Raw genomic sequence first — 23,021 nt, forward strand, 5'->3', positions numbered from 1 at the left:
CCTGTCTCCCTTGTCGTCTCGTCCGGATTCTTGTCGTCCGTCCCGAAGTGTAGCGGCGCCGACGAATCCGCGGGTGCGCCCGCCCCGCGGCGGAACGCACCGCCGCGGACTCGGTCCGATGGCGGTCCGCCCTTAGAATGTCGCTTCGTGCGAACCCTTCTTCCACCATGTCCGCTGCCGACCACAACGTCCGTGCCGAAAACCTGCCCGATGCGATCCGCATCCGCGGCGCGCGCCAGAACAACCTGCGCAACCTCTCCCTCGATCTGCCGCTGAACCGCCTGACGGTGGTCACCGGCGTGTCCGGCTCGGGCAAGTCCTCGCTGGTGTTCGACACGCTGTACGCCGAGGGCCAGCGCCGCTACGTCGAAACCTTCTCGCCCTACGCGCGCCAGTTCCTGGACCGCATGGACAAGCCGCAGGTCGACCGCATCGAGGGCGTGCCGCCGGCGATCGCGATCGACCAGACCAATCCGGTGCGCACCTCGCGCTCGACGGTCGGCACGATGACCGAGCTTGCCGACCACTTCAAGCTGCTGTACGCGCGCGCCGCCCGCCTGCACTGCCGCGGCTGCGGCGCGCCGGTGCGGCGCGACTCGCCCGACAGCATCGCAGCCGACCTGCACCGGCGTGCCGCGGCGGCGGGCGATCCGCGGCTGGCGGTGTGCTTCCCGGTGACGGTGCCGTCGAACTTCAGAGAGGAAGAGGTCACCGGCCTGCTCAACGCGCAGGGCTATACCCGCATCCAGGAACGCATCGCCGGTGCGGAGGGCGGCAACGACGTGCTGCAGGTGGTGCAGGACCGCTTCCGCGCGTCGAACGCCGAGGCCGCGCGGCTGGCCGAGGCGCTGGAAACCGCGCTGGCGCGCGGCCACGGCCGGCTGTCGGTGTATGCGTCCGGCGACGGCGTGTCCGGCGGCACCGCGCCAGGCGAGGCGGCATGGCGCTATTCCTCCGGCCTGCACTGCGCCGACTGCGACATCCACTACGCCGATGCCACGCCCGGCCTGTTCTCGTTCAACTCGCCGATCGGCGCGTGCGAGACCTGCCGCGGCTTCGGCCGCGTGATCGGCGTCGACTACGGCCTGGTGGTGCCCGACGAATCGAAGACGCTGGCCGAAGGCGCGGTGAAGCCGTGGCAGACCCAGAGCTTCCGCGAATGCCAGGACGACCTGGCGAAGATGGCGAAGAAGTACGGCGTGGCGATGGACGTGCCGGTGCGCGACCTGCCGCCGGAGCACCGCGACTGGCTGTTCGAGGGCGACCCGAAGTGGAAGAACTGGGACAGCTCGTGGCCGCGCCACTGGTACGGCGTGCGCCACTTCTTCGACTGGCTGGAGAGCAAGGCCTACAAGATGCACATCCGGGTGCTGCTGTCGCGCTACCGCAGCTACACCGAATGCCCGGCCTGCCACGGCGCGCGGCTCAAGCCCGAGGCGCTGCTGTGGCGGCTGCCGGCCGGGCATGGCGATGCGCGCGGCCTCGCCATCCATGAGCTGATGGCCCTGCCGGTCGAGCGCATCCGCGAGGCGGTGGCTTCGCTGCGCATCCCCGGCGTGCCCGACGAGGCCACCGAACTGGTGCTGGGCGAGATCCGCAGCCGGCTGAACTACCTCGCCGACGTCGGACTGGGCTACCTGACGCTGGACCGCCAGTCGCGCACGCTGTCCGGCGGCGAGGTGCAGCGCATCAACCTCACCACCGCGCTCGGCACCTCGCTGGTCAATACGCTGTTCGTGCTCGACGAGCCCTCCATCGGCCTGCATCCGCGCGACATCGGCCGCATCCTCGGCGTCATGACGCGGCTGCGCGATGCCGGCAACACGCTGGTGGTGGTCGAGCACGATCCGCAGGTCATGGTCGCCGCCGACGAACTGCTCGAGATCGGCCCTGGACCGGGCGAGCGCGGCGGCAACATCGTCGCGCGCGGCACGCCGGCCGAGATCGCGGCCAACGCGGATTCGGTGACCGGCCCCTGGCTGGCGGGCAGGAAGCGCATCGACGTGGACCGTCCGCCGCGGCCGGTCGACGCCGCCACGCCCAGGCTGGTCCTGGCCGGCGCGCGGCAGCACAACCTGCGCGACCTCGCCGTCGCCTTTCCGCTGCAGCGCATGACCTGCCTGACCGGCGTATCCGGCTCGGGCAAATCGACGCTGATCCAGGACGTGCTGTATCCGGCGCTGGCCAAGCACTTCGGCGAAGCGGCCGAATCCCCCGGCCTCTTCGACCACCTCGAAGGCACCGGGGGGCTGCGCGGCGTGGTCATGGTGGACCAGTCGCCGATCGGCAAGAGTTCGCGCTCCAACCCGGTCAGCTACGTCGGCGCGTGGGATCCGATCCGCGCCCTGTTCGCCGACCTGCCGGAGGCGAAGCAGCGCGGCTACACCGCCGGCACCTTCAGCTTCAACGCCGGCCACGGCCGCTGCCCGACCTGCACCGGCTCGGGTTTCGAGCACGTCGAGATGCAGTTCCTGTCCGACGTCTGGCTGCGCTGCCCGGACTGCCAGGGCAAGCGCTACCGGCCGGAAGTCCTCGAGCTGGAATGGAACGGCCGCTCGGTGTCGGACGTTCTCGAACTCACGGTGCATGAAGCGCTGGACGTGTTCCGCGAGCATCCCAAGGTGCTGGCCGCGCTCGCGCCGCTGGCCGACGTCGGGCTGGACTACCTGCGCCTCGGCCAGCCGGTGCCGACGCTGTCGGGCGGCGAGGCGCAGCGCCTGAAGCTCGCCGGCCACCTGGCGCAGGCGGCGAACCGCAAGACCGCGCGCAGGGCCGGGCCCGCCGGCGCGGATGGCGCCGCCGGGCCCGGCCTCCTGTTCCTGTTCGACGAACCCACCACCGGCCTGCACTTCGAGGACGTGGCGAAGCTGCTCGGCGCCTTCGACAAGCTGCTGCAGGCCGGGCACTCGCTGATCGTCATCGAGCACAACCTCGACGTGATCGCCGCGTCCGACTGGATCATCGACCTCGGCCCCGAGGGCGGCGAAGGCGGCGGCGCGATCGTCGTCGAAGGCTCGCCGGAGACGGTACGCGCGCATGCCGCCTCGCACACCGGCGCCGCGCTGCGCGAATACGCCGAGGCGCTGGCGAAGACGCGCGCCGCGCCGCTGGCCGCGGCCGAGCCGCGGGCGCAGTACCGCGCGGTGGCCGCGCCGGCGATCGAGATCCGCCACGCGCGCGAGCACAACCTGAAGAACGTCAGCCTGCAGATCCCGCGCGACCGCTTCACCGTCATCACCGGCCTGTCGGGCTCGGGCAAGTCGACACTCGCCTTCGACATCGTGTTCGGCGAGGGGCAGCGCCGCTACCTGGAATCGCTCAACGCCTACGCCCGCCAGTTCGTGCAGCCGGCCAGCCGGCCCGACGTCGACGGCCTGTTCGGCATCCCGCCGACGGTGGCGATCGAACAGCGCACCAGCCGCGGCGGCCGCAAGAGCACGGTGGCGACGCTGACCGAGATCCACCCCTTCCTGCGCCTGATGTACGTGAAGCTGGGCACGCAGTTCTGCCCGGACTGCAACGTGCCGGTCACGCCGCAGAGCTTCGAGGCCATCGTCGCGCAGATCCAGCGCGAGCTGCGCGGCGCCTCGGTCGAGGTGCTGGCGCCGCTGGTGGTCAATCGCAAGGGCCTCTACACCGATCTCGCCAAGTGGGCGCGCGGCAAGGGCCACACCCAGTTGCGCGTCGATGGCGCCTACCTGCCCACCACCGGATGGCCGCGGCTGGACCGCTACAAGGAACACAACATCGAGCTGCCCACCGGCATGGCGGTGGTGCAGCCCGACAATGAAGCGACGCTGCGCGAATTCGTGCGCCAGGCGCTGGAGATCGGCAAGGGCGTGATCAAGGTGCTGGAACTCGGCAGGCTGGGCGCGGAGCCGGTCACCTTTTCCACGCTGCGCGCCTGCCCGAGCTGCGGCACCGGCTTTCCCGAGCCCGATCCGCGCCTGTTCTCCTACAACGCCAAGCACGGCTGGTGCCCGAGCTGCTACGGTACCGGGCTGAAGACGGCGGCGCGCATCGAGGATCCGGATGCGCTCGACCTCGGCGACGCCGAGGACGTGGTCGCCGGCGACGAGCCCTGCCCCGCCTGCGGCGGCGCGCGGCTCAACCCGGTGGCGCGCGCGGTGCGCTTCCGCGACCTCGGCCTGCACCAGCTCGCCGCCTGGCCGGTGGACCGGGCCGCGCACTTCTTCGCCGACCTGGCGCTGAACGAGCGCGAAACCGACATCGCGCGCGATCTCGTGAGCGAGATCCGCGGCCGGCTGGCCTTCCTGCAGCACGTCGGCCTCGGCTACCTGGCGCTGGACCGCGCCGCGCCCACGCTGTCCGGCGGCGAGGCGCAGCGCATCCGGCTCGCCGCGCAGCTCGGCTCCAACCTGCGCGGCGTGTGCTACATCCTCGACGAGCCGACGATCGGCCTGCATCCGCGCGACAACCGCCTGCTGCTCGACACGCTGGAAGCCCTGCGCGACCGCGGCAACACCCTGCTGGTGGTGGAGCACGACGAAGACACCATCCGCCGCGCCGACCACGTCGTCGACCTCGGCCCCGGAGCGGGCGTGCGCGGCGGCAGGGTGGTGGCCGAAGGCGTGCTCGACGACCTGCTACGGGCGCCCGAATCCGCCACCGGCGCGTGCTTCCGCCATCCGCTGCAGCATCCGTTGCGGCCCCGCCGCGCGGTGGCGGACGACCACCCCGCGATCCGCATCGAAGGCGCCACGCTGCACAACCTGCGCGACATCACGGTGCGCATCCCGCTCGCGCGCCTCACCGTGGTGACCGGCGTGTCCGGCTCGGGCAAGTCCAGCCTGGCGCGCGACGTGATCCACGCCAACCTGCGCGCCCGGCTGGGCGATCCGGAAGCGGCGCGCGCGCGCCGCCGCGGCCGCGCCCAGCCCGACGAGGTGGACCAGCCGCTGGTCGGATGCCGCGCGATCCGCGGCTGGCAGCAGGTCGGCCGCGTGCTGGAAGTCGACCAGGCGCCGATCGGCAAGACGCCGCGTTCCTGCCCGGCGACCTACGTCGGCTTCTGGGACGCGGTCCGCAGGCTGTTCGCCGACACGTTCGAGGCCCGCACGCGCGGCTGGAACGCATCGCGCTTTTCCTTCAACACCGGTGCGGGCCGCTGCCCGGTGTGCGACGGCGCCGGGCAGACGACGGTCGAGATGAACTTCCTGCCCGACGTGAAGACCCCGTGCGAGGCTTGCGGCGGCGCGCGCTTCAACGCCGAGACGCTGTCGGTGCACTGGCGCGGCAGGACGGTGGCCGAGGTACTGGCGATGCCGGTGGACGAGGCGGTGGAGTTCTTCGCCGCCCATCCGCAGATCGCGCATCCCCTGCAACTGCTGCAGGACGTCGGCCTCGGCTACCTGACCCTGGGCCAGCCCAGCCCGACCCTGTCCGGCGGCGAGGCGCAGCGCATCAAGCTGGTGACCGAACTCGCCAAGGTGCGGCGCCGCCCGGGAGATGCCGAGGACACCGGCGGCATGCCGCTGCCCGCCGAAAGGCACAGCCTGTACGTGCTCGACGAGCCGACCGTCGGCCTGCACATGGCCGACGTCGACAAGCTGATCCACGTGCTGCACCGGCTGACCGACGCCGGCCACACGGTGCTGGTGATTGAGCACGACCTCGACGTGATGGCCGAGGCCGACTGGCTGATCGACCTCGGCCCGGAGGGCGGCGACGGCGGCGGCCGGGTGGTTGCCGAAGGTCCGCCGGAGACGGCGATGGCGACGCCGGCCTCCCATACCGGCCGGCACCTGCGCGAGTTCCTCTCCGCGCGGAGCCGATCCACATGACAATCGAAGCGGTCGCGGCCGGAGCCCGCCGCCCGCAGGGAGAATGAACATGAACGAACGCATCGTCCGCGTCTGGGACCTGCCCACCCGCATCTTCCACTGGACCCTGCTCGTCCTCGTCGTCGCCGCCTTCGCGACCGGCTGGATAGGCGGCAACCTGATCGAGTGGCACGGCCGCGCCGGCATCGCAATCACCGGCCTGCTGGCCTTCCGGCTGCTGTGGGGCTTCATCGGCTCCACCTATGCGCGCTTTGCCGACTTCGTGCCCGGTCCGGCCCACCTGTGGGCCCACCTGCGCGGCCGATGGAGCGGCCTGGGCCACAATCCGCTGGGCGCGCTGTCGGTGCTGGCGCTGCTGCTGGTGCTGGCCTTCCAGGCCGGCAGCGGCCTGGTGTCGAACGACGACATCGCCTTCGAAGGCCCGCTCTACGCGCTCGTCAGCAAGGATGCCAGCGACTGGCTGACCGGGCTGCACCGGCAGAACTTCTGGGTGCTGATCGTGCTCGTGGTCCTGCACGTGCTGGCCATCCTCTACTACGCCCACGCGAAGAAGGACAACCTGGTGAAACCGATGATCACCGGCGTCAAGGCGGTCCCGGAACCGGATGCCAGACCGGCCGAAGGGGGCGGGCCGCTGGCCTTCGCGCTCGCACTGGCGATCGCGCTGGCCGCGGCCTGGGCGGCCAGCGGCGGCCTGCTTCCGCCGCCACCCCCGCCGCCGCCCGCCGAGGCGGCGCCCGCCTGGTGATGTGCCCGCCGGCGGGACGCCGCGCGCCCGGCGGGTAAACGCAAGAAGCCGCCCGGGCGGGCGGCTCCCATGCTCCGGCGGCGGGCCGCCGGGGCCTGTCCCGTCCTTTATTCGGACTCGCGGTACTTGTCGTGACAGCCCTTGCACGACTCGCCGACCTTGCCGAAGGCCGTCTTGACCGCGGCGGCGTCCCCACCTGCGGCGGCCTTGGCCAGGTCGTTGGTCGCGGCGTTGAATTCGCGCGCGAGCTTGCCGACGTTTTCGCCTTCCTTGAAGAATTCGGGCTTGACGCGGGTCTTGACGCTGCCGATGGCCTTGTCGGTGCCCGGGCCGTACAGCGCGCCCATGCCGGAGTTGGCGATGCCCGCGATGGCGTCGGCGGCCGCGGCGACCTGGTCCTTGTTGTAGCTGCCTTCCAGGTTGCCCTTGATCTTGCCCATGTTCCAGCTCATGAACCGGTAGCCGGCCTGGCGGTACTTGATCTGGTCCTCGGGCTTGACCTGGGCCGAAGCGGCCGTGGCCAGCGACAGCGCGAGCATGCCGAGAATGGTATGAGCGATGGTTTTCTTCATGCTTTCCTCATGGATCGGAGTGAATCGGAAGTCCGGTGGATGAAGCGTCCGGACCTGTCTGCGACAGCCGGACAGTCTATCCGTTCGCCCATGCACGAATCATTACCGCGGCCGGATGCGCGGATCCGGGCGGGAAATCCGCGCTATTCGGGTCAAGATCGCGCGCCGCCGGGCCGTAGACTCCCTCATCGTGGCGAAACAGCGATCCGCCCTGCGGATCAGGAGACCTGACATGCGCCGTCTGGCGGACACGCCGATCTGGGTTCGGCTGACCGGAGCGATCTGGCTGATGCTCGTCCTCGCATGGGGCGGCATGATCGCGTGGGAAACCCGTGCCAATCGCTCCGTCGCGATCGGGCAGGCGAAGGATTTCGCCGCTGCGGTCAACGAGATGACCATGGCCGGCCTCACCGGCATGATGATCACCGGCACGGTGGCGCAGCGCGACGTGTTCCTCGACCAGATCAAGGAACTGTCCGTGGTGCGCGACCTGAGGGTGCTGAGGGGCGAGGCGGTGAGCAAGGCGTTCGGCCCCGGCAGCATTGCCGGGCCGGAGCCGGACGCGGAGGAACGGCAGGTCCTCGCCGGCGGGCCGGCGCTGCTGCGCATCGAACGGGACGAAGGGCACGGCGAGCATCTGCGCGTGATCTTTCCGGCGCGCGCGTCGAAGAGCTATCTCGGCAAGGACTGTCTGTCCTGCCACCAGGTCGCCGAGGGCACGCCGCTCGGCGCGGTCAGCATGCGCATCTCGCTCGACCGCGTCGACGCCGCGGTGGCGGATTTCCGCAATCGCAGCGTGCTGTTCGCGGTGCTGGTGTCGCTGCCGCTGCTGGCCTTCGTCTACCTCTTCATCCGCCGCTTCGTCACGCGGCCGCTGTCGCATCTGGCCGGCAGCCTGTCCGAGATCGCGCAGGGCGGGGGCGACCTGACGCGGCGGCTCGGCGGCGAGGGCGACGACGAGATCGGCCGCACCGCCGGCACCTTCAACGACATGATGGGGACCATCCGCGCGCTGGTGCGCCAGGTCGGCGACGCGGCGGCGGCGGTGAACGCCTCGGCGCGGGCCTTGAGCGCGGGTGCGGCCAGCCTGGCCGAGCGCTCGCACCGGCAGAACGAAAGCTCGGTGAGCGCCGCGCAGGCGGTGGACGGCCTGATGGCCAACACGACGCACATCGCCGACAGCACCGAGGCGGTACGCGAGCGCTCGCACGACAGCCTGGCGCGTTCGGAAGAGGCGCAGCGCAGCCTGCGGCAGTTGATCGGCGAGGTCGGCGAGGTGGGGACCGCGGTGCAGCAGATGGCGGCGGCGGTGGGCGACTTCGTCGAGTCGACCGAGGCCATCACCCGCATGACGCAGGAAGTGCGCGAGATCGCCGAGCAGACCAACCTGCTCGCGCTCAATGCCGCGATCGAGGCGGCGCGTGCCGGCGAGCAGGGGCGCGGCTTCGCGGTGGTGGCCGACGAGGTGCGCAAGCTGGCGGAGAAATCCGCCCGCTCGGCCGGCGAGATCGACGCCATCACACGCGAGATCGGCCGCCGTTCGGCTTCGGTGCAGGAGTCGATCGCCAGCGGCATGTCGCACCTGCAGTCCAGCCGCGACATGGCCGACCGGGTATCGGGCGTGCTCGGCGCGGCCAATGCCGCGGTGGCCGAGGTCGGCGAAGGGCTGGACCGCATCGGCCGTGCGACGCGCGAGCAGCGTCAGGCCAGCGAGTCGGTCACCTCGAGCATCGATGCGATCGCCGCGATGGCGGCCGACAACGACTCCGCCATCGAGCAGACGGTGGCTGCCGCGTACGAACTGGAACAGCTTGCCGCGCGGCTGCAGGAATCGGTGTCGCGCTTTCGCGTGTGAGCACCCCGTCCGGTCGCCTGGGGGGATGCTCTTCCTTACTCGGAAAGGACGTCGCGGCAGCGGCGGGAGAATCGTGCAGCGGGCGCCGTGGCGCCCGCCCGGCCGCTCATTCGATCCGCACCGGCACGAAGATGCGCGCCCCGCCGCGCTGGATCAGCAGGGCGAAGCGGTTGCCGGCGCGCTCCAGCAGTTCGCGGAACTGGGCGGCGCTGGTCACCGCCTGATTGTTCAGCGCCAGGATCACGTCGCCGCGCTGCACGCCGGCGCGCGCCGCCGCGCCGCTGCTGCCTTCCACCACGAGGCCGCCGCGCACGCCGAGCTGGCTGGCTTCCTGCGGGTTCAACGGGCGGGCGCTGAGGCCGAGCTTGGCGCCCATGCTTTCGCCGCCGTCCGGGGTGGCCGACGCGGCCGGTGCGGATTCGGCCTTCAGTTCTTCCAGCGTGGCGACCAGCTCGCGGCTGCGGCCGTCGCGCCACACGTCCAGGCGCACGCGCGTGCCGGGGCGCTTTTCGCCGATGATGCGCGGCAGGTCGGCGGAGTCGTTGATGCGCGTGCCGTCCAGGTTCAGCACCACGTCGCCCGGCTTCAGGCCGGCCTTCTCCGCCGGGCCGCCGGGATCGACGCTCGCCACCAGCGCGCCGCGCTCGTCGGGCAGGCCGAAGGACTGCGCCAGATCCTTGTCCAGCCCCTGGATGGCGATGCCCAGCCGGCCGCGCTGCACGCGGCCGTGGGCGACGAGCTGGTCCTTGATGTTCATCGCCACGTCGATCGGGATCGCGAACGAGATGCCCATGAAGCCGCCCGAACGCGAGTAGATCTGTGAGTTGATGCCGATCACCTCGCCGGCGAGGTTGAACAGCGGACCGCCCGAATTGCCCGGGTTGATGGCGACGTCGGTCTGGATGAAGGGCACGTAGTTCTCGTCCGGCAGGCGGCGTGCCTTGGCCGAGATGATGCCGGCCGTCACCGTGTTGTCGAAGCCGAAGGGCGAGCCCATCGCCACGACCCATTCGCCGACGCGGCTGCGGTCGGCGTTGCCGATCTTCACCGTGGGCAGGCTGTGCGCATCGATCTTCAGCAGCGCGACGTCGGTGCGCCGGTCTATGCCCACCACCTTGGCCTTGAATTCGCGCTTGTCGATCAGCGTGACGGTCACGTCCGAGGCCACCGTGCCGCCGCTGTTGCCACCGGGCTCGCCGGCGACCACGTGGGCATTGGTGAGCACGTAGCCGTCGGCGCTGACGATGAAGCCCGAACCGATGCCACGGTTGACGCGCGGCCCGCCGCCGCCGGGTGCTCCGGGCATGCCCGGCACCGGCACCCCGAAGCGGCGCAGGAAATCGTAGAAGGGGTCGTTGGCGAAGGGGTTGTCGCCGTTCATCTGCGGCTGCGCCACCCGCTGCACGACGCTGATGTTGACGACGGCCGGACCGACCTGCTCGACCAGATCGCCGAAATCCGGCAGGCCGTAGCGGTTGGGCGACACCAGTGCCGGCGCCGGCTGGGCGTCGGCGGCATGGACGGTGCTCGGAATGGCCCCGAGGGGCAGGCAGGCCGCGAGGGCGGCGGTCAGGGCACGAGTGGCGACGGCTTTGCGCATGAGAATCCCGGTCAAGAAAGACGATGGAAAAAAGGATGGTCGGTGGACGCGATCGCATCCGTACCGTTCCCGGGCGGATGCACGCCTGCAAGATAAGGATGTTTTCGCCGGTATCAAGAGGCCGTGCCGACGGCCGTCCCGTCAGAAGCGGGTGCCGATCGACAGCCAGACCTGCGGGCCGACCTCGTTCGCCGGCCTGTCCCGGCCGAAGCGGGACGACTGCTGCAGCGGGCGATTGGCGTATTCCTGGTGGCGGCCGAGCAGGTTCACCGCGGTCAGGCGGATTTCCACCGGCTGGTGGTCGAAGCGGAAGCTGCGCGCCACGCTGGCGTCGAGCGTCGTATACGCCGGAACGGTGTAGCGGAAGGTCGGGGTGAAGCCGAATCCCGCGTCGATCGGACCCATGCGCAGCAGGGTCAGTGCCGATCGCCACGCACCGTGGCGCTGCAGCCAGGTCAGGCTGGCGCTGTAGGGTGCGACGTTGCGCTCGATGTCCGCGTCCTTCGCGGCCGCCCGCACGATGGCATGGTTGAGGATGAATTCGCCCCCCGTCCAGGGCCTCGTGCGCAACTGGTACTCGATGCCGCTCAGGCGCACGGCGTCGGCGGCATTCTGCCAGCGCGTGGCGCGCAGCAGGCGCTGGACCAGGTTGGGATCGGCGAGCGTGTTGTCGCCGGCGTCCAGGGTCACGTCGACCATGCGGCGCACGATCAGGTCGCGGATGTTCTCGTGGAACAGCCTGACGTCCAGGCTGCCGCCCAGTTGCGGCAGGGCGCCGACGAAACCCAGCTCGAACGCGTCGATGCGCGGCGGGCGCAGATCGGGATTGGGCAGGAAGCGCTGCTGCAGCAGGCCGTGGGTCTCGTCGATGATGCGCAGATCGACTGCGCTCTCGAGCAACGAGGGCTGGCGCCAGGCGCGGGAGTAGCCGATGCGCCAGGTGTTCGCCGTCGAAGGCTGCCAGTTCAGGAACAAGCGCGGCGCGATGCGGGTCGGCCCGTCGTCGATGCGTTCGGCGAGTGCGCCCAGGTTCCACAGCCATTGCGGCGCGCTGCGCCATTCCAGGTTGCCGAACACGCGCCATTCCTCGCGTTTGCGGCGGCCGGCGCCGTGGAAGAAGAAGCGCGAATCGGTCGATTCGCCGCGCCACTCCGCCCCCCACAGCAGGCGCAGGTCCGGTGCGGCGAGGAAGCGATGCTGCAGCTCGACGTTGTTGCGCGCGGTTTCGATGCTGTCGCCGACCGCGATGCGCATCGCCGGCAGAGCCGCCGCGTAGGCTGCCAGCGCCGGCGGCAGGTTCGCGCGCGATTCGACGAACCACTCGTCGCGGAACGAGTTGCGCGTGTGGTACCAGGACAGGGACCATTCTTCGTCGGCGCTCGGCGCATGGCGCCAGCGCAGGTGGAGCGCAGTGTCGGTGTGCCGCGAGGAACGTTCGCGGTCGGTTTCGAACAGCATGCCAGGATAGCCCTGCTTCCCGCGTTCCTCGCCGATGCCGGCGGTGAAATCGATCTCGTCGGTTTCGCTCACGCGCAGGTCGCCGCGCAGGTTCAGGACGTTCGCCTGCCGGCCGTCGTGCAGCCCGGCAAAGCCGTCGTCGCCGAAGTGGCGCGCGGTCAGCCGCAGCCCCAGCGGGCCCTGGCGGCTGACGAAGCGCGCATCGAGGTCGGCAATGCCGTGGTCGCCCATGTTCAGCGCCACCGTGCTGCCCTCGTCCGCGCCGGTATGGCGGGAGATGATGTTCACCACGCCGAGGAACGCATTGGAGCCATAGGCCGCCGAGTTGGAGCCGCGCACGACCTCGATGCGCTCGATGTTCCTCAGCGATCCGAAATTGGCGCCGACGCCGAGCGAGCGGGGGTTCAGCGAGCGGCCGTCGACCAGTACCTGCAACTGGGCAGGGACTTCGAATCCGAGGCCGTGGTAGGTCAACCACTGCGTGTTGGATCGTTCCTGCCCCACCTGCATGCCGGGAGCGAGCCGCAGCAGGCGGCCGAGGTCGCGATAGCCGGTGGCGGCGATCAGGTCTGCATCAATCACCGTGATGGCGCCGGGCGCGTCCTGCACGGGCTGCGGCAGGCGCGAAACGCTGAGCACCACGGGCAGCGGCTCGAGGAACGGGTCTTCGTCCTGCATCGCCGTGCACAGGGGCGCGATCAGGCTCAGCATCGAGCATGCTGTCGCGCGGTGCAATGCAGGGAGGAACGGCATGTCGGGATTCAAGCGTTCGTGCTTCGTGGCGGCTGCCGAGTATAGCCGAGGGGCGGCCGTACGCAGGACTGCCCCGAAGGGGTAACATGCGTCGCTTGATTCGTGCCGATCGTTGCACAGCGAAAATACGGAGCATCCCATGACCCTCACCGATCTTCGCTACCTCGTTGCGCTGGCCCACGAACGTCATTTCGGCCGTGCGGCGGAGAAATGCCACGTTTCGCAACCCACCCTGTCGGTGGCGATCAAGAAAGTCGAGGATGAACTCGGCATCCAGCTCTTCGAGCGCAGCGCCTCGGAAGTCAAGATCACCGAGACCGGCCGGCGCATCGTCCAGCAGGCCGAGAAGGTGCTGATGGAGGCGAGCCAGATCCAGGAGATCGCCGCCGCCGGCAAGGACCCCCTCGCCGGACCGCTGCGCCTGGGGGTGATCTACACCATCGGGCCCTATCTGCTGCCGCGCCTGATCCCGCGCGTCCACCAACTGGCGCCGCGCATGCCGCTGATCATCCAGGAGAACTACACCGCGCGGCTGGCCGAGGCGCTCAAGCGCGGCGAGCTGGACGTCATCATCATCAGCCTGCCGTTCGAGGAGCCCGGCGTCGTGGCGCAGCCGCTCTATGACGAGCCGTTCCGCGTGCTGCTGCCCGCCGGCCATCCGTGGACGGCGGAGACGCGCATCGATCCGGAACATCTCGCCGACGATCAGTTGCTGCTGCTGGGGGCGGGCAACTGCTTCCGCGAGCAGGTGCTCGAGGTGTGCCCGAGCTGCCGGAACGTCGGCGGGCTGCAGCGCACGCTGGAGGGCAGTTCGCTGGAGACGATCCGCCACATGGTCGCGACCGGCCTCGGCGTCACCGTGCTGCCCAGTTCGGCGGCCGACGAGCTGACGGCGCAGAATCCGCTGGTGGCGGTGCGTCCGTTCTCCGAGCCGGAGCCCGCGCGCCGCGTCGCCCTGGCCTGGCGGGTGACCTATCCGCGCAGCGGGGCGATCGACATCCTGCGTACCGCGATCATGGAGAGCGGGCTGCCCGGCGTGCGCCCGGTCGGGCGGGTGCCGGCGCGCGAGGCGGCCTGACCGCCGCCCGGCGATAGCCCTTCCTCATGAGGGGGGTCTGGATATTCGATTGGCTCCAGAGCAGTGCATGGCATAGCATTCGATTTGATTTACAGCGGCATTTTCCTGCCGCACATCGACGACCCGTACGGAACAGGAGGACGCACATGGAAATCGACATCGGCATCAACAAGAAGGATCGCGCCAAGATCGCTGAAGGGCTCTCCCGCCTCCTGGCCGACAGCTACACGCTGTACCTGACGACCCATAACTTCCACTGGAACGTGACGGGGCCGATGTTCAACACGCTGCATCTGATGTTCGAGACGCAGTACACCGAGCTTGCGCTGGCGGTGGACCTGATCGCCGAGCGCATCCGCGCGCTGGGCTTCCCGGCGCCCGGCACGTACAAGGACTTCCAGAAGCTCGGCAGCATGGCCGAACCGGAAGGCGTGCCGAACGCGCAGGACATGATCCGCCAACTGGTGCTGGGCCAGGAGGCGGTGGTCAAGACGGCGCGCAGCGTGGTGCCGCTGGCCGACAAGGTGGGCGATGAGCCGACGCTGGACCTGCTGACGCAGCGCATGCAGACGCACGAGAAGAACGCCTGGATGCTGCGCAGCCTGCTGGAGGAATGACGGCGCGCTCTGCCCCGGAGCGACCGCGTCGCACGGGGTAGAGCCGTTCGCCTGGCAGTCGGCTGCGGTGCGGCGCTGAGGGGGCGTCTGCAGCGCTGGCGGGCTTCAGTGTTTCCGGGGCGGGGGCATTCCTTCCGGGGCTGCGGAACTCGCCTTCGCTGCGCTTGGCTCGGACAGTCCTCGCCCCTGCAGGGACGCCCCCGCCCCGGAAACACGGCCTGTTCGGCTGAGAGGCCGTATTGCGAAGCTGATCAGGACGCCTTTCCGGGGCGCTTGCGGGGGGCGGGCTTCTTCTCTTCTTCCGCGGCGGATGCGCCGGCGGGTTCGGTGGCCGCGGTGGCCGTCTTCCCTGCGGCTGCCTTGGGTGCCTTGGCCTCGAATTCGAAGCCGACCTTGCCGTCCTTGCCGCGCACCAGGAAGGCGGAGAACTTGCGCCGGGTGCGCGCGGACACGAAGCCCTTCAGCAGGTCGGTCTTGCCTTCGGCGAGCAGCCTGGCCATCTGCTCGCGCTCGATCGGCTGCTGCAGGATGACCTTGCCGGAACGGAAATCGCAGCTCTTCGCCGGGCCGACGGATTTTTCGCAGACGTAGGCCATGCCGTGCTCGAACACGCGGCCGGCGCATTTCGGGCAGGCGCCAACGGCTTCCTGTTCCGAGAAATCGACCGCCTCCGCTTCCTCGCCTTCCTTCGGCTGGCCGAAGTCGAACGCCGGCTGCTTGTCGTCGTTGAGCACGATGTCGGCGTTGAACAGGCGCCCCATCTTGTTGCGGAAGCCCAACAGCGGACCGACCTTGCCGTCGCGCAGCAGGGTCTCGATCTCGTCGATCTCGAACTGGCGGCCGGCGACGATCTTCCAGGTGCTCCAGTCGCAGCTCTGGCAGGCGAACTTCTTGTAGTTTTCCTTCACCACGCCGCCGCACTTCGGGCATGGCGTGCGCAGGGTGACGAAGTCGCCCGGCACGGTGTCGGATTCGTAGCGCTTGGCGCGCTCGACGACCTCGCGCGCCATCTCCGCGATCTCCTGCATGAAGGCTTCGCGGCTGAGCTTGCCGTGTTCCATCTGGGCGAGCTTGTATTCCCAGCCGCCGGTGAGTTCAGGCGAGGTCAGCGCGGTCACGCCCAGACCCTTCAGCAGGGTGATCAGCGAGAAAGCCTTGGCGCTGGGGATCAGTTCGCGGCCCTCGCGGTGGATGTACTGCTCGGTGATCAGGCCCTCGATGATCTGCGCGCGCGTGGCCGGGGTGCCCAGGCCGCGCTCGGCCATCGCCGCGCGCAGTTCCTCGTCGTCGACCATCTTGCCCGCGCCTTCCATCGCCGACAGCAGCGTGGCTTCGTTGAAGCGCGCCGGCGGCTTGGTCTGCAGCGCCTTCAGCAGGATCTCCTCGGTGGATACCGTCTCGCCCTGCTTCACCGGCACCAGTTGCGGGCTGCCGCCTTCCTTGTCGTCCTTCGCCTCGGCGGTGGCTTCCTTGCCATACACCGCCAGCCAGCCCGGATTGACCAGCACCTTGCCTTCGGTCTTGAAGGCTTCGTCCTCGACGCGGGTGATGCGGGTGGTGATCTGGTACTCGGCGGCCGGGTAGAATACCGACAGGAAGCGGCGCGTCACCAGATCGTAGATCTTGTGCTCGGCTTCGGACAGGCTCTTCGGCAGCGTGCCGGTGGGAATGATGGCGAAGTGGTCCGAGATCTTGGCGTTGTTGAAGATGCGCTTGTTGGGCTTCACCCAGCCCTGCCTGGTGATTTCGCCGGCGAACGGGGCGTACTGGTCGGGCAGGGTGCGCATGACGTCCTTCACCGTGCCGACGTAGTCCTCGGGCAGCGCCCGGGAATCGGTCCGCGGGTAGGTCAGCACCTTGTGCTTCTCGTACAGCGCCTGCGCCAGTTGCAGCGTGACGCGGGCGGAGAAGCCGAAGCGGCCGTTGGCCTCGCGCTGCAGGCTGGTGAGGTCGAACAGCAGCGGCGACAACTGGGTGGAAGGCTTGGCTTCCTCGGTGACCACGCCCGGCTTGCCGTCGCACTTGGCGCGGATGGCCTCGGCCCTGGCCTTGTCCCACAGGCGGAATGCGGTGGCATGCTCGTCGCCTTCGGGCTTCCGGAACTTCTCGTCGAACCAGCGCCCGGCGTAGCGGCCGGCGGTGCAGCCGAAGGTGGCTTCGAGTTCCCAGTAGTCGCGCGGCCTGAACTTGCGGATCTTCTCCTCGCGTTCGACCACCAGCGCCAGCGTCGGCGTCTGCACGCGGCCGACGGTGGTGAGGTGGAAACCGCCCGTCCTGGAGTTGAACGCGGTCATCGCCCGCGTGCCGTTGATGCCGATCAGCCAGTCGGATTCGGCGCGGCACACCGCGGCGTTGCGCAGGCCCTCGACGTCCTGTGCGGTGCGCAGGTGGGCGAAGCCGTCGCGGATGGCCTGCGGCGTCATCGACTGCAGCCACAGGCGCTGGGTCGGCTTCCTGGTGCCGGCGTGCTGGGCGATGAAGTTGAAGATCAACTCGCCTTCGCGGCCCGCGTCGCAGGCGTTGACGAGGCCGGTGACGTCCTTGCGCTTGATCAGCCGGGTCAGCAGCTTGAGCCGGTCTTCCGTCTTCTCGATCGGCTTCACCGCGAAGTGCGGCGGGATCACCGGCAGGTGGGCGAAGGTCCATTTGCCGCGCTTGACCTCGAATTCCTCCGGCACGGCGAGTTCCAGGAGGTGGCCCACGGCCGACGACAGCACGTAGTGCTCGGACTCGTAGTAGTCCTTCTCCTTGGTGAAGCCGCCCAGCGCACGGGCGATGTCCTGCGCGACGGAAGGTTTTTCCGCGATGATCAGTTGCTTGCTCATGCTCGGGGCCAGCGTGGAGATGCCCGGGGGCATCCCGCATAGGGGTTCGGAAGCGGCGGATGATAAGGAGCGGCCCGGCAGCCAGGCAAGAGGGCGGGCCTGCGGGGGGGCGCCCGGTCAGTGCAGCACTGGCTGGAAGCCGTCTCCGCCGTCATCGTTGAGCAGCTCGTCGATGATCAGCGTGTCCATGGGCTGCTCCCGCTGCCACAGCACCATCAGCACGATGACCTTGAGCCGTTCCAGCGTGATCGTGAAACCCTCCAGCGCCGTCGCGCGTTCGATGATCAGTTCGCGGTTGGCGGCGTCCAGCACCCCCGAACTGCCGAGGAAGGCCAGGAAGCCGCGGCATTCGGGGCTCAGGCGAGTGCATTCGTCGTCCGAGTACAGGCGCACCGAATCCTCTGCCGGAGCGATGCCGGGCCGCAGTTCGCAGGCGATGCGGCGCAGGCCGGAGAGCCATTCGAGCGCCTCGGAGATCTCCTCGTCTTCGAAGCCGGCGGCGGCGAGCTTGCGCGCGAGCTGTTCGGATTCGGGGCAGGCATCGGCGTGGATGTAGCTTTCGAAAAGGTAGACGAGGATGTCGAACAAGGGAGGCTCCTGAATTGCCGCCAGGCCGGAGCGTGACGGTACCCGTCTGCAAGCCTGACAGGGCGGGCGTTGCCGCGCCGTTCAGGCGCGCTGGAAGCGGCCGCCCGGCAGGCGGGCGATGTGTCCATCCAGTTCCAAGGACAGCAGGATGGCGTACAGGGCGTCCACCGTCAAGCCGCAGCGGGATGCCAGTTGGTCGATGTCGGCAGGGTCGTGACCCATTGCCCGGAGCACCCGGGCCGCGTCGTCTTCCATCGGCAGCGCGGGCTGCCGCGGTGCCGCAGGCGCCGCGCCCTGCTCCGCCGCGCGGGCCGTGCCGGCGGGATGCGCGCGACCGCTTGACGCCGGCCAGCCGAGGCGGCCGCGCAACTCCTCCAGCACGTCCTCGGCGGTCTCCACCAGCTTGGCGCCCTCGCGGATCAACCGGTGGCAGCCGCGCGCCAGCGGCGAATGGATGGAGCCGGGTATGGCGAACACTTCGCGGCCGCTTTCCGCGGCCAGCCGGGCGCTGATCAGCGAGCCGCTGCCGAGTGCCGCCTCCACCACCAGTACGCCCTGCGCGAGGCCGGCGATGATGCGGTTGCGGCGCGGGAAGTTGTGGCGCAGCGCGTTGGTGCCGAGCGGCAGTTCGCTGACGATGGCGCCGTGCGCGGCGATGTCGCGCGCGATGGCAGCATTGCGTGCAGGGTAGATGCGGTCGGCGCCGGTGCCGACCACCGCGATGGTGCCACCTTCGCCGGCGGCCAGCGCTCCGCGGTGCGCGGCGGCATCGATGCCGAGCGCCAGGCCGCTGATGACGGTGAGCCCGTGCTCGCTGAGGGCGCGGGCGAAGGCTTCGGCGTTGGCTTCGCCCTGCGCGGTGGCCGATCGTGCGCCGACGATGGCGATCGCCGGGCGCTGCAGCATCGCCGGGTTGCCTTTCACATAGAGCAGCACTGGCGGATCGGCGATGTCCAGCAGCGTGCGCGGATAGTCGGTGTCGGCCAGCGTCAGGATGTGGCTGTCCGGTTCGGCGGCCCAGGCCAGCGCCGTATCGATGGCCTGCTGGCGGGGGGGCGAAAGCAGCAGTTCGGCGGCCTCGCCGCCGATCACGCCCGCCAGGGCGCCGCGCCCGGCCGTGAAGACCCGGCCGGGCAGGCCGAAGGCGGACAGGAGCCGCCGCTGCGTTTCGCCGCCGATGCCCGGGATGGACGTCAGCCGCAGCCAGTCGGCGAGGTCGTCGGGGAGCGTCAAGCGGTGCGGATCACCCGGGTTCAGGGCTTGCGCGCCATGTCGCCGATCACCACCGGCCCGTCGGATTCCATCACCAGCGCATAGGCGACGTTATCGAACACGCGGAAGACCACGCCCAGGCCGTAGCGCTTGTCGGGCAGCGCGAAGGTCTCCTTGCCATCCTCGCCCTTGAACTCGGCGACGCCGCGGTTGCGGTGCAGCGCGACGACGTGGCCGCGCTCGAGGCCGTCGCGTTCGCCGATGTTGAGCGCGATCACGTGCAGGCGGCCGGTCTCGGTGACGCCGCGGTAGATGGACATCACGCGGCCGTCGATTTCCTGCGCCGGCGCGTGCGGCGCATAGGCGAAGACGGACGGGCGCTCGCTCGGCACCATGAGGTCGCCGACCTCGATCTCTTCCACCGCCGACACGATCTCGAGCGTGGCCGGCGTGCCGAACTCGGCGACCCGCGCCGTCCCCAGGTGGTTCGCCTCGTAGGCGACCACCTTGTGCGTCACCGGATCTTCCAGCGGGCGCGTGGGCCGCAGGATCTGCCAGACCTGCACGTCGTCGCGCACGTTCTTGGCGAACACCGTGTCGCCCGAACCCATCAGCACGCGGCTGGTCTCGGTGGCGACGATGGTGGCCGCGCCGTCGATGCGCGCCTGGTCGACCACCAGTGGCTTGGTCAGGAAGGGTTCGATCACCTGCAGCGGGATGGTGGATACCGCCTCGCCCAGCGGCTCGCTGTATACCTGCGGCTGCAGCTTCTCGTCGCGCGTGCCGCCGCCGATGCGCCGGCCCACGCTCAACCAGGGGCCGCTGCGGTCGAGCAGGATGACCTGCCCCGGATAGATCAGGTGCGGGTTGCGGATCTGGTCGCGGTTCATGCGCCAGACTTCCGGCCAGCGCCAGGGTTCGTTCAGGAAGCGGCCGGAGATCCCCCACAGCGTGTCGCCCTTCACCACGGTATGGCTGTCGGGTGCGTCGCTCCTCAGTGTCGCGCCCTGCGCTGCCGCATTCCCGGCGAACAGTGCCGCGATGCCGACGAGGAGAGGGAATATAATTCGCATCATTGTTCGTTTCCGGTTGGTGGGGGCGACCCGGGATCGTCCGGGCCGCTCCGGAACGCCGTCGGCCGGCACGAGTCGAAACCTGTAAAAAACGCGATCGTTTGAACCGGCCCGGTGCGTGGCATATCCTCCCCGCCACGACGCGGCGCAGTACATGCAAATGCATGTCAAATCGCTTGAAATTCTGCACTCAAAGGCTTAACGCGGCAAGCATTCATGGCTCTCCTACCCATCCTCCGCTACCCCGACCCCCGCCTTCACACCAGGGCGGCGCCGGTGGCTGCCGTAGACGACGAAATCCGCCAACTGATCAAGGACATGGCCGAAACCATGTACGAGGCTCCGGGCATCGGACTGGCCGCCACGCAAGTCAATGTGCATAAACGCGTCGTCGTGATCGATATCACGGAAGACAAGTCGGGCCTGCTGGCGCTGATCAACGCCGAGATCGTCGAGCGCTCCGGCGAGCAGATATGCGAGGAAGGCTGCCTGTCGGTGCCCGGCATCTACGAGAGCGTGAAGCGCGCCGAGCGCGTGAAGGTGAGGGCGCTCGACGAGCAGGGCGAACCCTTCGAACTCGAGGCCGAGGGCCTGCTCGCGGTCTGCATCCAGCACGAACTCGACCATCTCGACGGCAAGGTCTTCGTCGAATACCTGTCCGCGCTGAAGCAGACGCGCATCAAGTCCAAGCTGGCGAAGAAGGCGCGCATCACCGCCTAGGGCGGCCGCGCCGCCGCCGGCCCCTGCCGCCATCTTTTCCCCGACCTGCCGATGAATTCCCCGCTCCGCGTCGCCTTTGCCGGTACGCCCGAGTTCGCTGCGCGCGCGCTCGAGTCCATCCTCGATGCCGGCCATGCGGTGCCGCTCGTCCTGACCCAGCCCGACCGCCCGGCCGGCCGCGGCATGAAGCTGACCCCGAGCGCGGTGAAGCAGCTCGCACTGGCGCGCGGCATCGATGTCGACCAGCCCGAGAGACTGCGCACCGACGAGCAGCGTGCGCGGCTGGCCGCCTGTGCGCCGGACGTGCTGGTGGTGGCCGCCTACGGCCTGATCCTGCCGCAGGCGGTGCTCGACCTGCCGCGCCTGGGCTGCCTCAACATCCACGCCTCGCTGCTGCCGCGCTGGCGCGGCGCGGCGCCCATCCACCGCGCGATCGAGGCCGGCGACGCCGAGACCGGCATCACCATCATGCAGATGGACGCGGGCCTGGATACCGGGCCGATGCTGCTCAGGCGTGCCGAGCCCATCCTGCCGGCCGATACCACCGCCAGCCTGCACGACCGGCTGGCCGCGCTGGGCGGAGAGTGCATCGTCGAGGCGCTGGCGGCCCTGGCCGCGGGTGGCCTGGCGGCGACGCCGCAGCCGGCCGAAGGGGTGACCTACGCGGCCAAGATCGGCCGTGCCGAGGCGGCCGCGGACTGGACGCGCCCGGCCGCCGACCTCGAACGCATGATGCGCGCCTTCGACCCCTTTCCCGGCCTCGCGTCATCGCTGCGCGGCACGGTCGTCAAGTTCTGGTCGGCTGGTGTCGTCGACGCCGGGGGCGTGCCCGGGACGGTGCTCGCCGCGGACGACGACGGCATCGTCGTGGCCTGCGGCCGGGGCGCGCTGTGTTGCACCGTGTTGCAGCGTCCGGGCAGCCGGCGTCTGCCCGCCGGGGAATTCCTGCGCGGTTTCGCGGTCTCTGTCGGCGAGTGTTTCGCCACCGGCGAAGTGCCCGCCGCTTGATATCGCGGCGCGGCGACCCCATGTGGGGTGCTGAAAGGACCAACCCGCAAGGAAGAAGGCAATGTTCGGAAACTGGATCAAGACCTCGATACTGATGGCCGGCATCGTCGCGCTGTTCGGCGCGATGGGCGCGGCGATGGGCGGCCAGCAGGGCATGCTCATCGCCCTGCTGCTGGGTGGCGCGATGAACGTCTGGGCCTACTGGTTCTCGGACAAGATGGTGCTGAAGATGTACAACGCGCGCGAAGTCGACGCCACGACCTCGCCCTACCTGTACAACATGGTCCGCGATCTGGCGCAGCGCGCCGGCCTGCCGATGCCCAGGGTCTACATCATCGACGAGGACCAGCCCAACGCCTTCGCCACCGGCCGCAACCCGGAGCACGCCGCGGTCGCTGCCACCAGCGGCATCATGCGCATGCTGTCCGAGCGCGAACTGCGCGGCGTGATGGCGCACGAACTCGCGCACGTGAAGAACCGCGACATCCTGATCTCGACCATTTCCGCCACCGTCGCCGGCGCCATCTCGATGCTCGCCAACTTCGGCATGCTGTTCGGCAACCGCGGCGGCGAGGACCGCCCGAACCCGATCGTGTCGATCGCGATGATGATCCTGGCGCCGCTGGCCGGCATGCTGATCCAGATGGCGATCAGCCGTACGCGCGAGTTCGGTGCCGACCGCGGCGGCGCGGAAATCTCCGGCGATCCGGAGGCGCTCGCCGGTGCCCTGGCCAAGATCGACGCCTACGCCCGCGGCATCCCGATGCACACCGCCGAGCAGCATCCGGAAACCGCGCAGATGATGATCATGAACCCGCTGTCGGGGGCGGCCTGCGCAGCCTGTTCTCCACCCACCCGGCGACCGAGGAGCGGATCGCCAGGCTGCGTGCGATGCGCCGCACCTGACGCCGGGCGCCGCCCGCAGCCTGCCTCGATGGCGGGACAGACTGTTTCGAAACGGAACAATCTGTCCCGCCTTTTTTCATTGGAATGGACCGGAAAGCCCTTGATCCGCGCGATTCCGCCAAGGTACGGAACTTGCACCGTCGACCGGTGCCGTCCAACGGGCGGGTTTGCTGCGGCCGCGCCATCGGGGTGGCGCGGGTCTTC

At 69.6% G+C, this 23,021-nt stretch carries 14 protein-coding genes and 1 pseudogene; 8 read left to right on the forward strand and 7 right to left on the reverse strand.

Annotated features, from left to right (window positions below):
* Positions 1–167 precede the first annotated feature (167 nt).
* Entirely contained in the window at positions 168–5,804 is a 5,637-nt protein-coding gene (gene uvrA, locus CCZ27_RS20315) for an excinuclease ABC subunit UvrA (RefSeq protein WP_096451238.1), read from the forward strand.
* A 49-nt stretch (positions 5,805–5,853) separates the two neighbouring features.
* The gene (locus CCZ27_RS20320; protein ID WP_096452830.1) at positions 5,854–6,552 is read left to right on the forward strand and encodes a cytochrome b/b6 domain-containing protein; all 699 of its coding nucleotides are present in this window, start codon (positions 5,854–5,856) and stop codon (positions 6,550–6,552) included.
* Between the two features lie 107 nt (positions 6,553–6,659).
* Here CCZ27_RS20320 and CCZ27_RS20325 read toward each other — a convergent pair whose 3' ends face one another.
* Positions 6,660–7,124, reverse strand: a complete 465-nt coding sequence (locus tag CCZ27_RS20325) for a c-type cytochrome (RefSeq protein ID WP_096451240.1) — start codon at positions 7,122–7,124, stop codon at positions 6,660–6,662.
* A gap of 232 nt (positions 7,125–7,356) precedes the next feature.
* Here CCZ27_RS20325 and CCZ27_RS20330 point away from each other — a divergent pair, with 232 nt between their 5' ends.
* A complete protein-coding gene (locus tag CCZ27_RS20330; protein WP_096451242.1) occupies positions 7,357–8,979 on the forward strand; it encodes a methyl-accepting chemotaxis protein in 1,623 nt (540 codons plus the stop codon).
* A gap of 106 nt (positions 8,980–9,085) precedes the next feature.
* Here the strand turns inward: CCZ27_RS20330 and CCZ27_RS20335 are convergent, their stop codons facing one another.
* Both CCZ27_RS20335 and CCZ27_RS20340 read right to left on the reverse strand, forming a co-directional pair.
* Positions 9,086–10,579, reverse strand: a complete 1,494-nt coding sequence (locus CCZ27_RS20335; protein ID WP_096451244.1) for a DegQ family serine endoprotease — start codon at positions 10,577–10,579, stop codon at positions 9,086–9,088.
* A 141-nt stretch (positions 10,580–10,720) separates the two neighbouring features.
* Complete coding sequence (locus tag CCZ27_RS20340) at positions 10,721–12,748, reverse strand: TonB-dependent receptor plug domain-containing protein (RefSeq protein WP_232516480.1); 2,028 nt, start codon at positions 12,746–12,748, stop codon at positions 10,721–10,723.
* Between the two features lie 181 nt (positions 12,749–12,929).
* Here CCZ27_RS20340 and CCZ27_RS20345 point away from each other — a divergent pair, with 181 nt between their 5' ends.
* Both CCZ27_RS20345 and CCZ27_RS20350 read left to right on the forward strand, forming a co-directional pair.
* Positions 12,930–13,868, forward strand: a complete 939-nt coding sequence (locus tag CCZ27_RS20345; protein WP_096451246.1) for a hydrogen peroxide-inducible genes activator — start codon at positions 12,930–12,932, stop codon at positions 13,866–13,868.
* 146 nt (positions 13,869–14,014) lie between these two features.
* The gene (locus CCZ27_RS20350; protein ID WP_096451248.1) at positions 14,015–14,485 is read left to right on the forward strand and encodes a Dps family protein; all 471 of its coding nucleotides are present in this window, start codon (positions 14,015–14,017) and stop codon (positions 14,483–14,485) included.
* A 251-nt stretch (positions 14,486–14,736) separates the two neighbouring features.
* Here the strand turns inward: CCZ27_RS20350 and CCZ27_RS20355 are convergent, their stop codons facing one another.
* The 4 genes from CCZ27_RS20355 to CCZ27_RS20370 all read right to left on the reverse strand — a co-directional run bounded on the left by CCZ27_RS20355 (position 14,737) and on the right by CCZ27_RS20370 (position 20,186).
* Complete coding sequence (locus tag CCZ27_RS20355; protein WP_096452834.1) at positions 14,737–17,310, reverse strand: DNA topoisomerase III; 2,574 nt, start codon at positions 17,308–17,310, stop codon at positions 14,737–14,739.
* A gap of 117 nt (positions 17,311–17,427) precedes the next feature.
* Entirely contained in the window at positions 17,428–17,898 is a 471-nt protein-coding gene (locus tag CCZ27_RS20360; RefSeq protein WP_096451250.1) for a Smg family protein, read from the reverse strand.
* 81 nt (positions 17,899–17,979) lie between these two features.
* Complete coding sequence (gene dprA / locus CCZ27_RS20365) at positions 17,980–19,131, reverse strand: DNA-processing protein DprA (protein ID WP_096451252.1); 1,152 nt, start codon at positions 19,129–19,131, stop codon at positions 17,980–17,982.
* A gap of 20 nt (positions 19,132–19,151) precedes the next feature.
* The gene (locus tag CCZ27_RS20370) at positions 19,152–20,186 is read right to left on the reverse strand and encodes a LysM peptidoglycan-binding domain-containing protein (RefSeq protein ID WP_096451254.1); all 1,035 of its coding nucleotides are present in this window, start codon (positions 20,184–20,186) and stop codon (positions 19,152–19,154) included.
* Positions 20,187–20,399: 213 nt separating this feature from the next.
* Between CCZ27_RS20370 and def the strand changes: the two genes are divergently transcribed.
* The 3 genes and pseudogenes from def (at position 20,400) to htpX (ending at position 22,817) form a co-directional block, all read left to right on the forward strand.
* Positions 20,400–20,903 (forward strand): peptide deformylase, encoded by a 504-nt coding sequence (gene def / locus CCZ27_RS20375; RefSeq protein WP_096451256.1) that lies wholly within the window; start codon positions 20,400–20,402, stop codon positions 20,901–20,903.
* Between the two features lie 51 nt (positions 20,904–20,954).
* The gene (gene fmt, locus CCZ27_RS20380; RefSeq protein ID WP_096451259.1) at positions 20,955–21,911 is read left to right on the forward strand and encodes a methionyl-tRNA formyltransferase; all 957 of its coding nucleotides are present in this window, start codon (positions 20,955–20,957) and stop codon (positions 21,909–21,911) included.
* Positions 21,912–21,972: 61 nt separating this feature from the next.
* Positions 21,973–22,817: pseudogene (gene htpX / locus CCZ27_RS20385) on the forward strand (zinc metalloprotease HtpX).
* Positions 22,818–23,021 lie beyond the last annotated feature (204 nt).

The organism is Thauera sp. K11, assembly GCF_002354895.1.
In the GTDB taxonomy this organism is placed as follows: Bacteria; Pseudomonadota; Gammaproteobacteria; order Burkholderiales; family Rhodocyclaceae; genus Thauera; species Thauera sinica.

What these genes read in the sequence shown, in the direction of transcription:
- uvrA (WP_096451238.1), top strand. Translation starts at nt 168, where the DNA reads ATGTCCGCTGCCGACCACAACGTCCGTGCCGAAAACCTGCCCGATGCG.
- CCZ27_RS20320 (WP_096452830.1), top strand. Translation starts at nt 5,854, where the DNA reads ATGAACGAACGCATCGTCCGCGTCTGGGACCTGCCCACCCGCATCTTC.
- CCZ27_RS20325 (WP_096451240.1), bottom strand. Translation starts at nt 7,124, where the DNA reads ATGAAGAAAACCATCGCTCATACCATTCTCGGCATGCTCGCGCTGTCG.
- CCZ27_RS20330 (WP_096451242.1), top strand. Translation starts at nt 7,357, where the DNA reads ATGCGCCGTCTGGCGGACACGCCGATCTGGGTTCGGCTGACCGGAGCG.
- CCZ27_RS20335 (WP_096451244.1), bottom strand. Translation starts at nt 10,579, where the DNA reads ATGCGCAAAGCCGTCGCCACTCGTGCCCTGACCGCCGCCCTCGCGGCC.
- CCZ27_RS20340 (WP_232516480.1), bottom strand. Translation starts at nt 12,748, where the DNA reads ATGCTGAGCCTGATCGCGCCCCTGTGCACGGCGATGCAGGACGAAGAC.
- CCZ27_RS20345 (WP_096451246.1), top strand. Translation starts at nt 12,930, where the DNA reads ATGACCCTCACCGATCTTCGCTACCTCGTTGCGCTGGCCCACGAACGT.
- CCZ27_RS20350 (WP_096451248.1), top strand. Translation starts at nt 14,015, where the DNA reads ATGGAAATCGACATCGGCATCAACAAGAAGGATCGCGCCAAGATCGCT.
- CCZ27_RS20355 (WP_096452834.1), bottom strand. Translation starts at nt 17,310, where the DNA reads ATGAGCAAGCAACTGATCATCGCGGAAAAACCTTCCGTCGCGCAGGAC.
- CCZ27_RS20370 (WP_096451254.1), bottom strand. Translation starts at nt 20,186, where the DNA reads ATGATGCGAATTATATTCCCTCTCCTCGTCGGCATCGCGGCACTGTTC.
- def (WP_096451256.1), top strand. Translation starts at nt 20,400, where the DNA reads ATGGCTCTCCTACCCATCCTCCGCTACCCCGACCCCCGCCTTCACACC.
- fmt (WP_096451259.1), top strand. Translation starts at nt 20,955, where the DNA reads ATGAATTCCCCGCTCCGCGTCGCCTTTGCCGGTACGCCCGAGTTCGCT.